Origin of the sequence: Marinobacterium litorale DSM 23545, from assembly GCF_000428985.1 — a bacterium.
GTDB classification, from domain to species: Bacteria; Pseudomonadota; Gammaproteobacteria; order Pseudomonadales; family Balneatricaceae; genus Marinobacterium_D; species Marinobacterium_D litorale.
Window position 1 is genome coordinate 167,180 of record NZ_AUAZ01000001.1, and the last position, 16,391, is coordinate 183,570.

A 16,391-nucleotide genomic window follows, 5' to 3' on the forward strand; every position below is an offset into this window, starting at 1 on the left:
ACCACATGGAGTCAGGGAGCGCCGTAACGATCTAGCAGTTTTTGGACCACATCGTTCCATCCCTGGGCACCTGTGCGCTCGCTGTAGATCACTTCAGGGGCGGAAATCTCCGGTGCCGGACGAGCACGGTTGGCGATCAGGACGGCGATATCAGCGGCTTCGAGCATGGCGATATCGTTATCGCTATCTCCCAGCGCGATAACAACCGGCGTATCGCCAAATACCGGACGGTAAAGCAGCTTGAGTCGTTCCAGTGCAGCGCCCTTGTTGGCTTCGGCGCCGAGTATGCTAAGGAAACGTCCGCCCTGAAGGCCGTGCAGATCGTGGTCAGCCAGCTCCGCCAGGAACTCTCGGCGTTTCTCATCGCTGTCTTGCCATAAAACGGCTTCGGAATAGCGCCGTTTGAGGGCCAGCGGAGCTGCTTCGGCGGACAGGCCCGTCTGTTTTTGCAGTTCCTCCTGAGTCCAGTCGCTGAAGGTTTCAAACCGGTATTTCTGTTTGAGCTGGGTCAGCAGGTCGCGTATTTCGGCAACACCCACACCCAGCGGCAGCTCTACGTATCCTTCGGTGATCTCTGTGGTTGTCCCCTCAAGGTGCATATGCTGCTCTGGAATGCACAGCGCAGAGCCGTTTTCGATAATAAAAGGATCCGTATTGCCAAGCGCTTCACGCAGCTGCAGGAGTTCCGCCCGGGTTTTGCTGGTATTCAGAATCACCGGTATACCCGCGGCGTGGGCACGCTCCAGAGCCGGAACTGCCTCATCAAAGCGGTAGTCCTCATGGTTGAGCATGGTGCCGTCCAGGTCGGTGACAATAAGTAGCGGTTCAGTTTTTTGTGAGATGATCTCGGTCATAACGTTGTTGTTCCGGTGCACCTCGGAGTGGGTGCTGCCGGATCACTCTCCTGACAATGTTCGGTGAAATAATTGTTCTGCTACATGGGTTATAGCAATTAATCGCCATAAGTCCCATGGGTGACCTCAAGACTGCCCCGGATCAGGCATTAGAATTTATATTGTGCACTCATATGGTGCGTTTTGTGGTTTTCGGTGAGTGATTAAATAGAGCCTATAATGTAACTAACTTTCATCAGCTCGGTTTTAGAGGCTTGCTTCTCGCAACTGGCGAGATGCGTCTGACTAAAGTCTAACTTGCTGAAGTCTCGGTAGTTTCATGTGAATAGTGGTTTTTGCGGGTTTTGCCTGTTGTAGATACAGGTAATTGAGTTACGTTTTTGTTATTATTTGTTTCTGTGCGAAGAGGCTTGTAAGGATCCTAGGAGCTCCATGACCCCATTTAATCTCGTTCATGAAATTGACGCCGCTTTGGAGAGTCTAAACCGCTCGGAAAAGAAAGTCGCCGAGGTGATCCTGGCTGATCCACAGGCTGCCACACGTGCCTCTATCGCGGTTTTAGCGAAGGCGGCCCAGGTCAGTGAACCGACGGTAAACCGATTTTGTAAGCGTTTTAATACCGCGGGGTTTCCTGATTTCAAGTTGCATCTGGCGCAGGCCTTGGCCAGTGGCGTGCCGTATGTGACGCGTAATGTGGAGCCGGATGATACGGCCGAGCTCTACACGCCCAAGATTTTTGAGGCCACCATGGCGAGCCTGTCGATCGCCAAAGAGCGGTTGAACCCCAGCGATATAAATCTGGCGGTGGACCAGCTCATCCAGGCCAAGCAGATCGCCTTCTATGGGTTGGGTGCGTGCGGCTCTGTGGCGCAGGACGCACAGCATAAGTTCTTTCGTTTCAATATTCCGGTGGTTGCCTATGATGACGTCATGATGCAGCGGATGGTGGCAGCGGCGTCAGGTACTGGTGACGTGATCGTGATTTTTTCCAGCACCGGGCGCACGCGAGAGTTAGTCGATGTGGCAGCGGTGGCGCGTGAAAGCGGTGCCACCGTCGTCGGCATCACAAATCCGGATTCCCCACTGACGCGCCACTGTACCATCGTTCTCGGTGTTGATGAGCCGGAAGACACCGACATTTACATGCCGATGATGTCGCGTATTGTGCAACTGGTGGTTGTCGATATTCTGGCAACGGGGGTTACATTGCGACGCGGCCCGGATTTCCTGCCGCATTTAAAGCGCATCAAACAAAGTCTGAAGGATACACGTTATCCGGCAACGCCTCGGCGCGAGGATGCTGAGTAAACGAGACGGATGAGCCCGGCTCGGGTGTCGTATCCTCGGAAAGATAACCGGTCCAAGGAGTCAGCTATGTCTGCAGTCCTGTTCAATAGTCACAGCACGGCCGACGGTCAAATAATTATGGAGGTTGTGCTCAACGCAGAGCGCAGCCTGAACGCGCTCAGTCTGGAGATGATTGGCCTGATAGGGGCCAGGCTTACTCAGTGGGAGGGTGATGATCAGGTTCGTGCCGTGGTGCTTAGAGGAGCGGGCAGCAAGGCGTTCTGTGCCGGCGGTGACGTGGTCGCGCTGTACCATGCGTTAAAAAGCGGCAGTGACCGGGATACGGCTCGACGCTACTTTGAAGCGGAGTACAGGCTGGACTATCAACTCCATACCTATTCCAAGCCGTTGATCTGCTGGGGTGATGGGATTGTCATGGGTGGGGGTATGGGGCTGCTCAGCGGTTGCAGTCAGCGTGTCGTGACCGAGCACTCAATGCTGGCGATGCCGGAGGTGACTATCGGTCTGTTTCCGGATGTGGGGGCAAGCTGGTTTCTGAATCGGCTACCGGGGCGTTTGGGGCTGTTTTTGGCGATGACCGGAAACCCTGTGAACGCCGCTGACGCTATCTACCTGGGTCTGGCAGACCGCTTCATCACCTCCGATCGTTACGCGTTCATGCTTGAACAGTTGTGCGAGCAGGTTTGGACCGGCGAAGACGCGGAGCGACTGGTCAGCCGCGTTTTACGCACGCTCGAGGCGGAAAGTAAATCGCAGTTCAGCCCACACTCGCCGGTACGTGATCACTTCGATCTGATTCAGGATATCACCGACCAGGACAGTGTGGACGCCGTTGTTGAAGCATTGCTCGCGACCGAAACCAATGATAAATGGATAGAACGGGCTCAGAACGCCGTACGTAAGGGTAGCGCGCTGTCGCTTTGGTTGATCGATCGCCAGCTGCGGCGATGCCGCTCTCTTTCCTTACGTGAGTGCTTTGCCGAAGAGCTGAATCTGGCGGTTCAATGTGCATTGCATCGGGAGTTTCCGGAGGGGGTTCGGGCATTGCTGGTGGATAAGGATCGCAAGCCGCAGTGGACGTTCGCGTCGGCCGGTGGTGTGAGTAAGCAAGCGGTAGATCAATTCTTTGAGCCGGTTTGGCCGGAAAGCCCGTTGGCGGATCTGCCGAAGCCGGATGTGGCGGCCGATTAAAATCTGAGCACATTTCTTGCTTGGTCTGTTGGCAGGATATTTCGAAGCCATCGGGTGAGGGTGATGCCAGCACAGTCGTTGCGCGATCCGGGTTTTCTCAATCACTCTCCGATCTGAGCCTGTTGTTTGGGGTTGAATTCGGTTTTATGGAGGTGACTATGAGTAGCGATTATCAGAAAGCAGAGCCGAAGCCGGAATTTACAGTGCGGCGTAAGCTGAAATTTGAGTGTGACAATGAGCAGCAGTGCCATCGCGCGCTTGAACATTTACGGAATATGTCTGCTGTCGTATCGGCAGAGTGCGAGGCTGATAGGCTGTGTTTGAAATATGATGCGGCGTTGGTCCAGCTGGATCAGTTGCTGGACTTGATCGAGCCTGCCGGGTTAACGCTCCGTAACGGGTGGCTTGATCGTGTCAGACTTGGCTTTTACCGCATGACGGATCGAAATACTTATGATGCGGCGAGGCATGTGCCGCACTGTTGCAGTAAATCGCCCAAATAGGTTGGGAGGCCGCATGGAAATAGCGGTGCTGCATTATTCAGCCAATAAAAAACTTCAGAGTTTACCGGTATGGCGGTAGACTTGCGCAAACGCAGGTTTCGCCCGCGCCTGCTTGTATCCGCCGGGATATTCGGTGTGGCCTTTCTATAATACTTTGCTTGGCACCGTTCAGGATGTCAGCTGTTAGCACATTTATGATGAAAGAAGACGAGATTACTGAGTACCTTCAGCAGTTCTCCATGGAGCAGCTGGAACAGATCAAGTTATTGGTTGAAACAACCGCAAAAAAGAAAAAAGCGCAGCGTGAAAAACCGATGCGCTCGACGGTTGGGTTGCCTCCCACACCCCCTAAAGACGTCGCCGCACTGGCGGAAGCTGCGGATCTGGATATCAGCAGTCTCATGCGGGATATCGATCGCCGTAAGCGCTGATTTTCCACATAAATATCCGCCTGGGTGGTTGATTTCAGGCAAAAATAAGGCATCTGTCGATAAACTACGACATTGGTCAAAAAAAGCTGACATACCAGTTGCATCTTCAATCCCACGCCGTTTTAATGGACACCGTTGCGAGGCTTACAACTGACAGTTGGTAGATTCGCAACAGTGTGACAAAAATAAGCAGGCGATCTTCGCCCCGATAAAGCCAACCTGTACTGATGGGGGTAGTAATGGCTATCAGTATCGAACTTCCGTCAGAACTCTGTATCTCCGAAGTGGAGTCGCTCAAGCTACAACTCCTGGAGGCCCTCTCCCAAGCGGAAGACGTGGATCTAGATGGAGCCGGGGTTGAGCGTATCGACACGGCCGGAATTCAACTTCTGGTCGCACTTTCCAAGCTCGTTGAAACTCAAGGCGGTTGCATGCAGTGGCGCCAGGCTTCGTCTACTCTGGTTGAAGCGGCCAGCGAACTGGGTGCGGGCGACCAACTTAATCTTCCCTCTCGGTAACACCAAGGTTTTTACAATATGGCAATGATCCTCGTAGTGGATGACTCCGCTTCTCTGCGGAGTATGGTTTCCTTCTCGCTGAAGCAGGAGGGTCATCAGGTCACTGAGGCATCGAGCGGTCAGGATGGACTGAATAAAGCCAAGCAAGGCAAATTCGATCTCGTGCTCACGGATGTCAACATGCCCGGCATGGATGGCATCACACTCTGTTCAGAGTTGCGTAAGTTGCCGGCGTTTAAATTTACGCCGATTCTCGTGCTTACCACGGAAAGCTCGGCGGATATGAAACAGAAAGGCAAGGCGGCCGGTGCAACGGGCTGGCTGGTTAAGCCGTTTAACCCCGATACGCTGTTGAGTACGGTAAAACGCGTAATCCGCTGAGGGTTCTCGCATGTCGATCGACCTGTCCGAATTCATTCCGGTCTTTCTCGAAGAGAGTTTCGAGGGGCTGGACACGATGGAGTCCTGTTTGCTGGAGCTGCAGCCCGGTGATATGGAAACTATCAATACCATTTTCCGAGCGGCTCATTCTATTAAGGGCGGGTCGGGCACCTTTGGCTTCGATGAGGTTGGGCGCTTTACTCACGAACTGGAAACCCTGCTCGACAAAATGCGTAATGGGCAGTGTGAGGTGACACCGGACAGGGTAGCGTTGCTGTTATCCTCGGTAGACTGTGTACGCAGTCTCCTTGTATCCGCCAGTGAGGGTGGGGAGGTCGACCGCAGCCAGGTCGAAGAGGTAGAGCGCCAGTTGGTCGCTGTGGTTCACGGCGATGAGGTATCCACCCTGGCTGATTCCTCCGCCTCTGCGCCGGACGAAGGCGTCGTTGACGGGGGCGATGGCTGGCGCATCCGCTTTACACCCGACCCCGGGCTGCTGATGAGCGGCAACGACCCGATGTTGCTGTTTCGAGAGTTGGCGCTGCTCGGCCCGCTCGAGATAAATCTGCTGACCGATGCCCTGCCTGCGCTGGATAACCTGGACCCCACTGAATTATATCTCGCTTGGGAATTAACGTTGTCCGCGGCTGTGGATGAAACAAGTATTCGCGAGATCTTCGAGTGGGTCGAAGATGACTGTGAATTGATACTTGAACCATTTACGGCCGGGACGACCGGGGCGGAATCCGGTCAAACGTGGGACATTACGCTTCGGCCCGACGCCGACTTTCTGGTGACTGGAAACGATCCGCTTCTACTGTTCAGAGAACTGGCTGAGCTGGGTGCTCTACAGGTGCTGCTGGATTCGGAAAACCTGCCGGCGCTGGATCAACTGGACCCGGTAGAGCTCCGGTTAAACTGGCACATGACTTTGCATTCCGCGTGCTCCGAGGCCGATATTCGTGCGGTGTTTGATTGGGTGGACGACCAGTGTGAGCTAATCATTACGCCAGTGGGGGGAAGCCCAAACCCCGAGAGTGCGGGCACTGCTGGAGGGGCGCAGCCTCTCATCTCCGGTGAACCAATCAGTTCCGCCCCCGCCGCATCTGAAGCCACCGGCGATCAGATCCTACCGCCGTCAGCCCCAGCCGGAGCCCCGAAGTCTGCCGTTAAATCGGATACCAAGCCCGCCGCGAAGGCCCCAGCAGGGCGTTCAGGGGCCGACTCTTCATCAATCCGTGTAGAGACAGGAAAAGTTGACGCACTGATTGACCGGGTGGGCGAGCTGGTGATCACCCAGGCGATGCTGGCCCAGGTGTGTGAACAGCTGTCCGATATCGATCATCCAGCTGTCGAGCAGCTCCTGGCGGGGCTCGGTCAGCTGGAGCGAAATACCCGGGATCTGCAGGAAGATGTAATGCGGGTTCGGATGCTGCCAATCAGTTTTGTATTCAACCGTTTTCCCCGCGTCGTGCACGATGTAAGCAGCAAACTGGGTAAAAAGGTGGAGTTGCTGCTCAAGGGCGAGCAAACCGAGCTCGATAAAACCGTTATGGAGAAGATTGGCGACCCGTTGGTGCACCTTGTACGGAACTCGCTTGATCATGGTCTCGAGACACCGGCCGAACGGTTTTCGGTTGGTAAGCCGGAAACTGGCCAGGTACTGCTTAATGCCTACCACGAAGGCGGCTATATCGTTATCGACATCTCCGACGATGGTCGCGGGCTCAACCGGGACAAGATTCTCGGTAAAGCGGTCGAGAAGGGCTTGGTGTCAGCGGATGCGAATCTGGCACCTCACGAAATCGATGAGTTGATCTTTTTACCGGGATTTTCGACCGCTGATCAGGTCAGTGATCTTTCCGGCCGCGGCGTGGGTATGGACGTGGTGCGGCGCAATATCGAGTCGCTGGGCGGCCATGTGTCGGTGCACTCGGTTCCTGGCGAAGGGAGCCGGTTTAGCGTTCGTCTGCCGCTAACCCTGGCCATCGTTGATGGCCAGCTGGTCAGGCTGGGGCAGGATACCTATATCGTGCCACTGGTCTCCATCGTTGAAACGATCAAGGCCAGCGATTCAATGTTGACCGCGCTCGGCGGTAGCCGCTGCCTGCTCAGGTTCCGGGGCGAGTACCTCCCTCTGGTGAATCTGCGAGAGCTGTTTGAGCTGGACGGGCCTCCCGCCGATATTGCCGAGCACCTGATCGTGGTGGTTGAGAACGCCGGTCAAAAGCTGGGATTGATTGTCGATGAGCTGATGGGGCAGCAGCAGGCTGTGATCAAGAGCCTTGAGGTCAACTTCAAGCGAATTGCAGGAATTGCAGGCGCGACAATCATGGGCGATGGCGGTGTTGCGCTGATTCTGGATGTCGCCGGCCTGATGGGGGTTGCTCTGGACCCGGAATTGGCCAGCGCGGCGCGACGCCGCAGTAAGCAGGAGGGGTTGGATCAATGACGGCGAAGAACCTGCGGGCCGATGCTGAAGGCGGGCAGTACCTGAGCTTTCTGGTTGATAACGAAGAGTATGCGGTTGATATCCTCCGCGTTCAGGAAGTCCGGGGATGGACGCCGGTGACACGCATTCCGAACAGCCCGGGTTATCTCAAGGGCGTACTGAATCTGCGCGGAGCGATTGTTCCCGTGGTTGATATGCGCGAGCGATTTGGTTTTCCGGTCCGTACCTACGATCCGACCACGGTGGTGGTGGTCGTGAAGGTGCTGACGCAGGACCGAGAGCGCGTGATGGGGCTCGTGGTTGATGCTGTTTATGAGACCTACCACATAGCGCCGTCGGATATACGGCCGGCCCCGGAGGTGGGGACGGCGATTAGCAGTGACTATATTGGCGGGCTGGCCGCTATTGAGGAGCGCATGGTCGTGATTCTCGATATCGACCGCCTGATGAATTCCCGTGAGCTGGCGGTGGAGCCGGCACTTGTTGACTAACAAGAGCAGCTGTTTCGGAGGCTGACCCATGAAAACGAACCTGCCGGTGACGGATAACGAAGTCAAGCTCAAGGATGGGCAGGAGCTGGTAACCAAGACGGACCTGAAAGGGATCATTACGTACACCAACCCCGCTTTTATTGAAGTGAGTGGTTTCAGCCGTGCTGAGCTGGTTGGTGCCAATCACAACATTGTTCGTCACCCGGATATGCCGGAAGCGGCGTTCAAGGATCTGTGGGAGACCCTCAAGCTCGGTCGGCCCTGGTCCAAGCTGGTCAAAAACCGCTGTAAGAATGGCGATTACTACTGGGTTCGGGCGAACGTGACGCCGATTTTCCAGAACGGTCGCGTGGTTGAGTATATGTCGGTTCGGGTGCGCCCAACTGATGAGGAGATCAGCGATGCCGAGGCGCTCTATGCGCGGCTGAACGACGGCAAAGCCAGCCTGCCCAGCCCCTCCCGTATACCTACGGCAACGTTGCAGTCTGAATATACCCGTTCAGTGGTTACCGCGTCGGTGATTGGCACTGTCATCGGTGGTGGTGGCTTCCTGGCCGGCGGCGGTGAGTGGGCGTTGGCGGCGGGTGGCATCGCGGGTGTGTTTACGCTCGCCTGGGGTGGTTATTCCCTGCTTAGAAACCGAGTGGTAGAGCCGCTTAAAGCCGTACAGGTTCGTATGCGCGAAGTCGCCGAAGGGAACTACCTTAAGCCGATGGCGATCGAAACGGCGGGTGAAATCGGTGAGCTGGAGCGGATGACCAAAATTCTGGCGGTTAAGCTGGGTTTTGAGGTCAATGATTCCAAGTTGAACGAACGCCGCGCTCAACGCATCAAGGTCGCTTTGGATAACGTTAACTCCAACGTCATGGTAGCCGCCAACAACGGCGAAATTATCTACCTGAATGAAGCTGTTCTGGAGATGATGCGCAAGGCCGAGAGCGACATTCGCAAGGACCTGCCGGAGTTCAGCGCCGATACGATACTGGGTTCCAATTTTGACCTGTTCCACAAAGATCCGAGCCATCAGCGCCGGATGCTTGAAGCACTGAAAGATACCCATCGGGCCCGGATCAAGGTAGGTGGCCGTAGCTTCGACCTGGTCGCCAACCCTGTAATAGATGAAGAAGACAATCGTCTGGGCACCGTTGTGGAGTGGTCGGATGTGACCGAACAGCTGATTGCTGAGCGCGAAGTGGCCGATCTGATCTCGGAAGCGTCTGAGGGACGCTTGGATCGACGCCTGGAGGTCGCGCACTACGAAGGCTTCATGCGGACGATTGCCGGTGGTGTCAATGAACTGCTGGAAGCGATTGTGCGTCCTCTACACGAGATCAAACGAGTCGTTTCAGCGTTGGCCGACGGGGATCTGACCCAGAAGATGGAGGGGCAGTATCGGGGTGATTTTGCCGAGCTGCACGGCGCACTGAACCAGTCGGTAGAGCGTCTTGAGAGCATGGTGAATGATATCCGTCACTCCGGTAGCAGCATTGCTGTCGGTGCTTCGGAAATCGCCACCGGTAACACGACCCTCAGTGAACGAACCGAAGCTCAGGCAGCCAGCCTGCAGGAAACCGCTGCCAGCATGGAGCAGATGACCAGTACCGTTAAGCAGAATGCGGACAGTGCTGAGGAGGCCAGTCGTTTGGCCAAGGATGCCCGGCAGCTGGCGACCCAGGGGGGAGAGATCTCGACCCGGGTGACTCAGTCCATGAGTGAAATCAGCGCGAGTTCCTCCAAGATCTCTGAAATCATTGGTGTAATTGACGAGATCGCCTTCCAGACCAATTTGCTGGCACTTAATGCGGCCGTAGAGGCAGCGCGTGCCGGTGAGCAGGGGCGTGGCTTTGCCGTCGTCGCTTCAGAGGTGCGTAATCTGGCTCAGCGCAGTGCTTCCGCCGCTAAAGAGATCAAGGAGCTGATCAGCGATAGCGTAGCCCGAGTCGGTGAAGGTGAGCGCTATGTTAAAGAATCGGGGCTGGCACTTGAGCAGATCATGGGCGCCATCGAGAGCGTGAGCTCCATTGTCGGTGATATCGCCGAGGCCAGCCGCGAGCAGGCGGTGGGTATCGATCAGGTGAATGTGGCCGTTAACAGCATGGACGAAGGTACTCAGCAGAATGCCGCGTTGGTGGAAGAGGTGGCCGCGGCATCTTCGGCCATGGAAGAGCAGGCCGCACAGCTGCAGCGGCTGGTGAACATGTTCCGCGTCAATGGGGGTGAGGCTCAGGCTGCAGCTCCGGTGAAACGTGAGCAGGTATCAAAAATTCGTCAGATGGCAGCACAAACCAACCAGCATGCTCAGCCGGTCACGTCGCCGCGCGCTCAGGCAAGTAAGGTAGCCAGCACCGACGACGAATGGGAAGAGTTCTGAGATAGCGCCGATGAGTGAGCGTGGTGTTTCCGTCAGCGACCGGGAACAGCCTGAGAAAGTCCGGGAGTTCACGTTTACCCGCCGTGATTTCGATTGGGTAAGACGCGAACTTCAGGATTATGCAGGCATCGTGCTGGCCGAAAATAAGCAGGATATGGTGTACAACCGTCTGGTGAGCCGCATTCGCGCACTGAAGCTGAAGAGTTTTAGTGAGTACTTTGCGCTGTTGGACGGATCGCCTGAGGAGTTTGGTCAGTTCATCAACGCGATGACCACCAATCTCACCGCTTTTTTCAGGGAAAAGCACCATTTCGATTACCTGGCAACCCGATTGCTGCCGGCGATCAGGGTTCAAGGTGAGCGCCGTTTACGGGGCTGGTCCGCCGGTTGCTCTATGGGTGAGGAGCCTTACAGCATAGCGATTGCGCTCCATGAGGCGCTCAGTGACTTTGATCAGTGGGATATTCGCTTGCTTGCCTCTGATATCGATTCGGGCGTGCTCAGAACGGCTGAAGCCGGTGTTTACTCCATGGAGCGTCTGAGCACGATCGACACGGGCGTTGTGCGTCGTGCCTTCATGAAGGGGACCGGGGCTAACGCGGGTCGGGTGAGAGTAAAGTCTCACCTCAGGGATATGATCAGCTTTCGGCAGATTAATTTGATGCAGCCCTTCCCGATTAAAGGGCCGCTGGATTTTATATTTTGTCGAAACGTGATGATCTATTTTGACCAGCCGACTCAGGCACGGTTACTGGACCGGTTTGCGGATGTGCTCGCACCGGGCGGTGTGCTGATGGTTGGTCATTCCGAGTCGCCTTATCGACTGACCAAGCGCCTTCGATTGATCGGCGGCACCGTTTACCAGAAGGTGTCTTGAATTGAGTGCTATCCCTCAACAGCCCGGAACACTGCCAGGCTTCGGACAATACCGGATGCACTGGGACCCGCGCTGGCAGGCCTATACGGTCAAAATTGGACCGGGTGATTACTACGTTGCGGCGGTTAGAGCCGGCGAGCGTCCGCCACTGATTACGACTGTGCTGGGTTCCTGTGTCTCCGTTTGTATTTGTGATCCGAAGGCCGGGCTCGGCGGCATGAACCATTTTATGCTCCCCGATGAGCAGCCGGGCAATGACCCGCTGAGCCGAAGTGCGCGCTACGGCGCTTTCGCCATGGAGCAGCTGATCAACGAGTTGCTTCATTTCGGCGCGTCCCGGGATCGGCTGGAAGTTAAGGTCACCGGTGGCGGCGATATGACCGGTGGCCACTGGCAGATTGGCGAGCAAAATGCGCGCTTTGTCCACCGTTACCTCCTGTCAGAAGGTTTCAGGGTGCTGTCGGAAGATCTGGGTGGTGCATGCAGTCGACGTGTTGTGTATGACCCCGCTGTTGGCCGAATGCTGGTTAAGAAAAGTGAGGCCCAGTGGCGCACCGAACTGCTCGAGCAGGAGCGCCGTTACCGGGATACCATCGTCAGTGAGCCGGATGGCGGCGATGTGGAACTGTTTTAATACTACTGATGAGGAGGGCGGATGGCCGCTGTCCGTGTACTGATCGTCGATGACTCCCGAGTCGTTCGGGAAGTGTTGCGAGATCTGCTCGACTCGCACCCGGGTATCGATGTTGTGGGTGTCGCTGAAGATCCTTTCGAAGCGCGGGATCTGATTAAAAAGTTGAATCCGGATCTGATTACGCTGGACGTGGAGATGCCACGCATGGATGGCATTACGTTTCTGCGTAACCTGATGCGGCTGCGACCGATGCCTGTTCTGATGCTCTCGTCACTGACGCAGGCGGGGGCGGAGGTCACCCTGGATGCACTGGAGGCCGGGGCTGTTGACTTTATGCCCAAGCCAGCTCGGGATGCGGATGATGATGCGCTTGATGATTTCCGCACTCTGCTTTGTGACAAGGTACTGGCGGCGGCGTCTGCCCCGATCCGGCAACGTCAGTTGGATCGCTCCCGTGTGGCACCGGTGAGTGCACCGGCGGCTGTGCTGCCGACCGAGCTGGTCAGGAATGGGCTGATTGGAATCGGTGCTTCTACCGGCGGTACGGTGGCGCTACTGGAGGTACTGCGGGCGTTGCCGACTCAGCTTCCTCCCATCGTAATCACCCAGCATATTCCCGCCGCCTTCAGTGAGCGGCTTGCCAAACGTATCGACGAAGCGTCCCGCATTAGGGTGTCTGAGTTGGTGGATGGAGAAAAGCTACTGCCCAGTCATGCCTATCTGGCACCGGGAGACCGCCATTTGAAGGTTGAGAAACGGGGTGGTCAGCTGATAGGACGTGTACTCGATTCCGACAAGGTGAACCGTCACCGCCCTTCGGTTGAGGTGATGTTCGATTCGTGTCGTGCCGTTCCGGCCCGGAATCTGGCGTTAGTGATGCTGACCGGAATGGGGGAGGATGGTGCCGAGACGATGGCGGAAATGCGTCGTAGCGGTGTTTTTACCATCGCTCAGGACAAGGCCAGCAGCATTGTCTGGGGGATGCCCGGTGCCGTGGTTAATCGCGATGGTGCAGAGCAGGTGTTGCCGTTACAGTCCATCGCTCCGGCGTTGGTGGAACATTTTAAAGCCAAGGCGGACCGTCTTGAGTCAGGAGCATAATTATGTCCAAACAGAGCCTTTTACCAACGCTGCTACTGGGAGTCGCGGCATTGATTTTGGCAGGGCTGCAGCTGGGATGGACACCGAGCTGGGCGGGCTGGGTCAGCTTGGTACTGATGATGGCGTCGATGATTTGGGTGGTGCGGCCGAACATAAGCGCTCGAGTAAACGAAGGCGAGTCCGCTGAAACCAACGAGTTGCCGGAAGAGTATGGCCAGACCCTGGATGAGCTGGGGCAGACGCTGAACTCCGAAGTCAGCCTGGTGCGTCAGGAGAGTGATCGGGTACGTGGGCTGGTTGGCGATGCCGTTGAGTTGATGCGCGAAAGTTTTTTGCAGCTCAATGAACTGAGCGACCGGCAGCAACAGATTACGCATCAGGTGTTGAGTCAGGCGAATCGGCAGAATGCGGATGGTTACTCCATGGAGGACTTTGTTAATGAGTCCAACAGCTCGCTGGACGGCTTTGTATCGGTCATTGTGGGCGTCAGTCGGAGCAGTCTTGATATCGTCCACCGTATCGATGACATGATGGATAAGCTCGAACAGATCTTTGCGTTGATCGAAAACGTGGAGGGTATCGCCTCCCAGACCAATCTTCTGGCGCTCAACGCCAGTATCGAGGCCGCTCGCGCAGGCGAAGTGGGCCGCGGCTTTGCCGTGGTTGCGGATGAAGTACGGACTCTGTCGAAGAACTCTTCCTCTCTCAATCATGAGATTCGCGATACGATTCAGGGCGCAAAACAGACAATCAATGAACTGCGCAGTTCGGTTGGTGAGATGGCATCCACGGACCTGAGTGACAATATCGAGGTGAAGGAGCGGGTGGCGGAGATCATGTCCACCATGGCCGGTATGAATGAAACCCTCAACAGCAAGATTTCGGAGATGTCCGACATCGGCGATGCCGTTTCCAATGCGGTTCAGGGGGCTGTGCGTTCACTGCAGTTTGAGGATATCTCTTCACAAACGTTGGATGCGATGGCGGGCAATCTGGATGCACTGGAAGAGATGGCGCAGATGGTAGCACAGCTGCGTCGTGAAGATGCGCGTATCAGTAGCGATACACTGAGTGAGATTCGGGCACGCTGTCAGGCGTTGCGCGAAGAGTCTGAAACCCGTTACGCCCGTCCAACCGTTTCCCAGCAGAGTATGTCGGAAGGCGAAGTGGAACTGTTCTGAACCATCAGGAGAAAAAAGGAATGTCTGTAACCACCCGAGTCGATGCCGAGAAAAAGCGTGTCGTTATCAATATCAGTGGCAAGTTCGATTTCTCGCTGCATCAGCAGTTTCGCGAGGCGTACCGTGACCGTACCGAACGCGGTTATCGTTTTGAACTGAACTTGAGCGAAGCCAACTATATGGATAGCTCTGCGCTGGGTATGGTGCTGCTGCTCAAGGAACACGCGGAGAAACAGGGCAGCCAGGTGGTGATCACTCGCCCCGGAGAGTCGATTCGCAAGATCCTCAAGATCGCCAATTTCGACAAGCTGGTGCCGATCGAGGGCTGACAATGCTGGACGGGATCCTCAAGCAGGACAGAGAGTACGATGAAAACCTGGTGATGATCGTTGATGATTCGATGATCAACCGCATGGTGTTGGTATCTACGGTCGAGAAGCTCGGTCTGCAAACCGTTGAAGCGGAAAGTGGAGAACAGGCGCTTGAGCAGTTTGAGCAGCACCGTCCGGGAATGGTCATTACCGATGTGCGTATGCCCGGTATGGATGGCCTGGAGCTGACCCGTCGCCTCAAGGAGATGACCGGCGAGTACTTTCTTCCGGTGATCATCGTTTCTGCGACAGATGAAGACAACATTATCTCCGACAGTATCGACGTCGGGGGCGACGCCTATCTTAAGCGTCCCTTTCCAGCCGTAGTACTGGCCAGTCAGGTTAAGGCGCTTAAGCGTTTTAGCGCCCTTCATCGACAACTGCGCCATCACAATGAGGTCCGTCAACGGGAGGATGAGATTGCCGAACAGCTCTTCAGTCGGGCTGTCGATGTGGGCAATGCGGAGGATGAGGGACTTTGTTTCCTCAAGCGCAGTGCCGAGACCTTCAGTGGTGACCTGGTGGTTAGCGCACGCCGACCCAATGGTGATCTGAATGTCCTTCTGGGGGATATCACCGGTCATGGGTTAACTACGACAATCGGTGCACTTCCGGTATCCGAAACATTTCGTGCCATGACCAAGAAAGGATACGAGCTGGAAGAGATTGTCGCCCAGATCAATCGCAAGCTTTTAAAGCTGCTGCCCACCGGGATGTTCGTGGCAACTGCCGTTTTATCGCTGTCGGCGCAGGCCCGTTTCGTAAGAATCTGGAACGGCGGCTTACCCGACATTCTGATCCAGCGCGGTGAACGTCTGACTGCAATCGGTTCATCCCACCCGCCGCTGGGTATCTTACGCCGTATTGATCAGCTCGATATCAAGACTGAGCCTCTGGATAGCAACACCCGCTTGCTGCTGTTCAGTGATGGTTTAATAGAGGCATCCAATGCGGACGGGGAGCTGTTTGGTGAAGAGCGTGTCAAAGAGTTGGTGGGGCGCTGTGCTCAACGTTGCTGCCGACTGGTTGACCAAATCGATTCAGAACTGACTCAGTTCATGGCGGATACGGCGTTTCAGGATGATGTGACCGTTGTTGAAATTGATGGCGAGCGGTTACAGCGGCCGATGGCTGCGCCAGCCAAAAGCGTGTTGGCCACACCCCAGATCGAAGAGTCCGCGATTGATCACTGGAACTGGTCGGTAGAGCTGCAGGGGCGCTCTTTGGCCCGCGTGGATCCAGTGGCTCAGGCGATGCACCAGCTTTACGAGTATGAAGGAAACGACGAGCACTGGCAGGTCGTATTCACGGTGTTGACCGAGTTGTATGTGAATGCTCTGGATCATGGCGTACTGGAGTTGGACTCGTCGCTCAAATCCAGTGCTGAGGGCTTCGCTCAGTATTATGAAACGCGAGAGCAAAGGTTGACGGACCTGTCCGGCGGGACCGTCAATATTGAACTGCAACATACCCGCTTTAGTAATGGCGGCCGCCTGATCATCAAGGTGACCGATAGCGGTCGCGGCTTTGACTATGATGCCTGGCAGGTTAAATCCGCATCGGCTGCCGGCCTGAGTGGACGGGGCATCCATCTGATCCGCGAGGTCTGTGATGGCTTGACCTACAGCGAAGGCGGCTGCTGCGCCGAAGCCACTTACCGTTACGCCCTCTGATCTATCCGTGTCGGGCCAATGTCGCCCGGCACGCCTTCCTACACTGTCTGCTTT

The 16,391-nt window shown here is 55.9% G+C and carries 16 protein-coding genes; 15 read left to right on the forward strand and 1 reads right to left on the reverse strand.

The genetic code is table 11. The features are described from left to right. Positions 1-11 precede the first annotated feature (11 nt). Positions 12-854, reverse strand: a complete 843-nt coding sequence (locus G403_RS0100760; protein WP_036231953.1) for an HAD-IIB family hydrolase — start codon at positions 852-854, stop codon at positions 12-14. 432 nt (positions 855-1,286) lie between these two features. On the opposite strand from G403_RS0100760, the gene G403_RS0100765 reads away from it, so the two are divergent. The 15 genes from G403_RS0100765 to G403_RS0100835 all read left to right on the forward strand — a co-directional run bounded on the left by G403_RS0100765 (position 1,287) and on the right by G403_RS0100835 (position 16,337). Further along, the gene (locus tag G403_RS0100765) at positions 1,287-2,162 is read left to right on the forward strand and encodes a MurR/RpiR family transcriptional regulator (RefSeq protein WP_036231956.1); all 876 of its coding nucleotides are present in this window, start codon (positions 1,287-1,289) and stop codon (positions 2,160-2,162) included. A gap of 66 nt (positions 2,163-2,228) precedes the next feature. Next, on the forward strand, positions 2,229-3,353 hold the full coding sequence (locus G403_RS0100770) for an enoyl-CoA hydratase/isomerase family protein (RefSeq protein WP_027852304.1): 1,125 nt from the start codon (positions 2,229-2,231) through the stop codon (positions 3,351-3,353). A gap of 158 nt (positions 3,354-3,511) precedes the next feature. Further along, complete coding sequence (locus tag G403_RS21655; protein ID WP_036231959.1) at positions 3,512-3,856, forward strand: hypothetical protein; 345 nt, start codon at positions 3,512-3,514, stop codon at positions 3,854-3,856. 239 nt (positions 3,857-4,095) lie between these two features. Then, positions 4,096-4,287, forward strand: a complete 192-nt coding sequence (locus G403_RS0100780; protein ID WP_156899614.1) for a hypothetical protein — start codon at positions 4,096-4,098, stop codon at positions 4,285-4,287. Between the two features lie 239 nt (positions 4,288-4,526). Beyond that, complete coding sequence (locus G403_RS0100785; RefSeq protein ID WP_036231965.1) at positions 4,527-4,805, forward strand: STAS domain-containing protein; 279 nt, start codon at positions 4,527-4,529, stop codon at positions 4,803-4,805. Between the two features lie 18 nt (positions 4,806-4,823). Beyond that, complete coding sequence (locus G403_RS0100790) at positions 4,824-5,186, forward strand: response regulator (RefSeq protein ID WP_027852307.1); 363 nt, start codon at positions 4,824-4,826, stop codon at positions 5,184-5,186. A 10-nt stretch (positions 5,187-5,196) separates the two neighbouring features. Next, a complete protein-coding gene (locus G403_RS0100795; protein ID WP_027852308.1) occupies positions 5,197-7,638 on the forward strand; it encodes a chemotaxis protein CheA in 2,442 nt (813 codons plus the stop codon). Beyond that, on the forward strand, positions 7,635-8,129 hold the full coding sequence (locus G403_RS0100800) for a chemotaxis protein CheW (RefSeq protein WP_027852309.1): 495 nt from the start codon (positions 7,635-7,637) through the stop codon (positions 8,127-8,129). Before G403_RS0100795 ends, G403_RS0100800 begins: the two co-directional genes overlap by 4 nt. Before the next feature lie 28 nt (positions 8,130-8,157). After that, positions 8,158-10,500, forward strand: coding sequence for a methyl-accepting chemotaxis protein (locus G403_RS0100805; RefSeq protein ID WP_027852310.1), 2,343 nt, complete (start codon positions 8,158-8,160; stop codon positions 10,498-10,500). Positions 10,501-10,510: 10 nt separating this feature from the next. After that, positions 10,511-11,377, forward strand: a complete 867-nt coding sequence (locus tag G403_RS21660; protein ID WP_051298307.1) for a CheR family methyltransferase — start codon at positions 10,511-10,513, stop codon at positions 11,375-11,377. Between the two features lies 1 nt (position 11,378). Beyond that, on the forward strand, positions 11,379-12,011 hold the full coding sequence (locus G403_RS0100815; protein ID WP_245578172.1) for a chemotaxis protein CheD: 633 nt from the start codon (positions 11,379-11,381) through the stop codon (positions 12,009-12,011). 21 nt (positions 12,012-12,032) lie between these two features. Then, complete coding sequence (locus G403_RS0100820) at positions 12,033-13,112, forward strand: protein-glutamate methylesterase/protein-glutamine glutaminase (RefSeq protein WP_027852312.1); 1,080 nt, start codon at positions 12,033-12,035, stop codon at positions 13,110-13,112. A 2-nt stretch (positions 13,113-13,114) separates the two neighbouring features. Next, complete coding sequence (locus G403_RS21665) at positions 13,115-14,293, forward strand: methyl-accepting chemotaxis protein (protein WP_027852313.1); 1,179 nt, start codon at positions 13,115-13,117, stop codon at positions 14,291-14,293. Positions 14,294-14,313: 20 nt separating this feature from the next. Next, the gene (locus G403_RS0100830; RefSeq protein ID WP_027852314.1) at positions 14,314-14,622 is read left to right on the forward strand and encodes an STAS domain-containing protein; all 309 of its coding nucleotides are present in this window, start codon (positions 14,314-14,316) and stop codon (positions 14,620-14,622) included. 2 nt (positions 14,623-14,624) lie between these two features. Continuing rightward, a complete protein-coding gene (locus tag G403_RS0100835; protein WP_027852315.1) occupies positions 14,625-16,337 on the forward strand; it encodes an ATP-binding SpoIIE family protein phosphatase in 1,713 nt (570 codons plus the stop codon). Positions 16,338-16,391: the final 54 nt, after the last annotated feature.

Coding starts and splice junctions, on each gene's coding strand:
- G403_RS0100800 (WP_027852309.1), top strand. CDS start 7,635: ATGACGGCGAAGAACCTGCGGGCCGATGCTGAAGGCGGGCAGTACCTG.
- G403_RS0100770 (WP_027852304.1), top strand. CDS start 2,229: ATGTCTGCAGTCCTGTTCAATAGTCACAGCACGGCCGACGGTCAAATA.
- G403_RS21665 (WP_027852313.1), top strand. CDS start 13,115: ATGTCCAAACAGAGCCTTTTACCAACGCTGCTACTGGGAGTCGCGGCA.
- G403_RS0100830 (WP_027852314.1), top strand. CDS start 14,314: ATGTCTGTAACCACCCGAGTCGATGCCGAGAAAAAGCGTGTCGTTATC.
- G403_RS21660 (WP_051298307.1), top strand. CDS start 10,511: ATGAGTGAGCGTGGTGTTTCCGTCAGCGACCGGGAACAGCCTGAGAAA.
- G403_RS0100780 (WP_156899614.1), top strand. CDS start 4,096: ATGGAGCAGCTGGAACAGATCAAGTTATTGGTTGAAACAACCGCAAAA.
- G403_RS0100765 (WP_036231956.1), top strand. CDS start 1,287: ATGACCCCATTTAATCTCGTTCATGAAATTGACGCCGCTTTGGAGAGT.
- G403_RS21655 (WP_036231959.1), top strand. CDS start 3,512: ATGAGTAGCGATTATCAGAAAGCAGAGCCGAAGCCGGAATTTACAGTG.
- G403_RS0100805 (WP_027852310.1), top strand. CDS start 8,158: ATGAAAACGAACCTGCCGGTGACGGATAACGAAGTCAAGCTCAAGGAT.
- G403_RS0100795 (WP_027852308.1), top strand. CDS start 5,197: ATGTCGATCGACCTGTCCGAATTCATTCCGGTCTTTCTCGAAGAGAGT.
- G403_RS0100785 (WP_036231965.1), top strand. CDS start 4,527: ATGGCTATCAGTATCGAACTTCCGTCAGAACTCTGTATCTCCGAAGTG.
- G403_RS0100790 (WP_027852307.1), top strand. CDS start 4,824: ATGGCAATGATCCTCGTAGTGGATGACTCCGCTTCTCTGCGGAGTATG.
- G403_RS0100820 (WP_027852312.1), top strand. CDS start 12,033: ATGGCCGCTGTCCGTGTACTGATCGTCGATGACTCCCGAGTCGTTCGG.
- G403_RS0100835 (WP_027852315.1), top strand. CDS start 14,625: ATGCTGGACGGGATCCTCAAGCAGGACAGAGAGTACGATGAAAACCTG.
- G403_RS0100760 (WP_036231953.1), bottom strand. CDS start 854: ATGACCGAGATCATCTCACAAAAAACTGAACCGCTACTTATTGTCACC.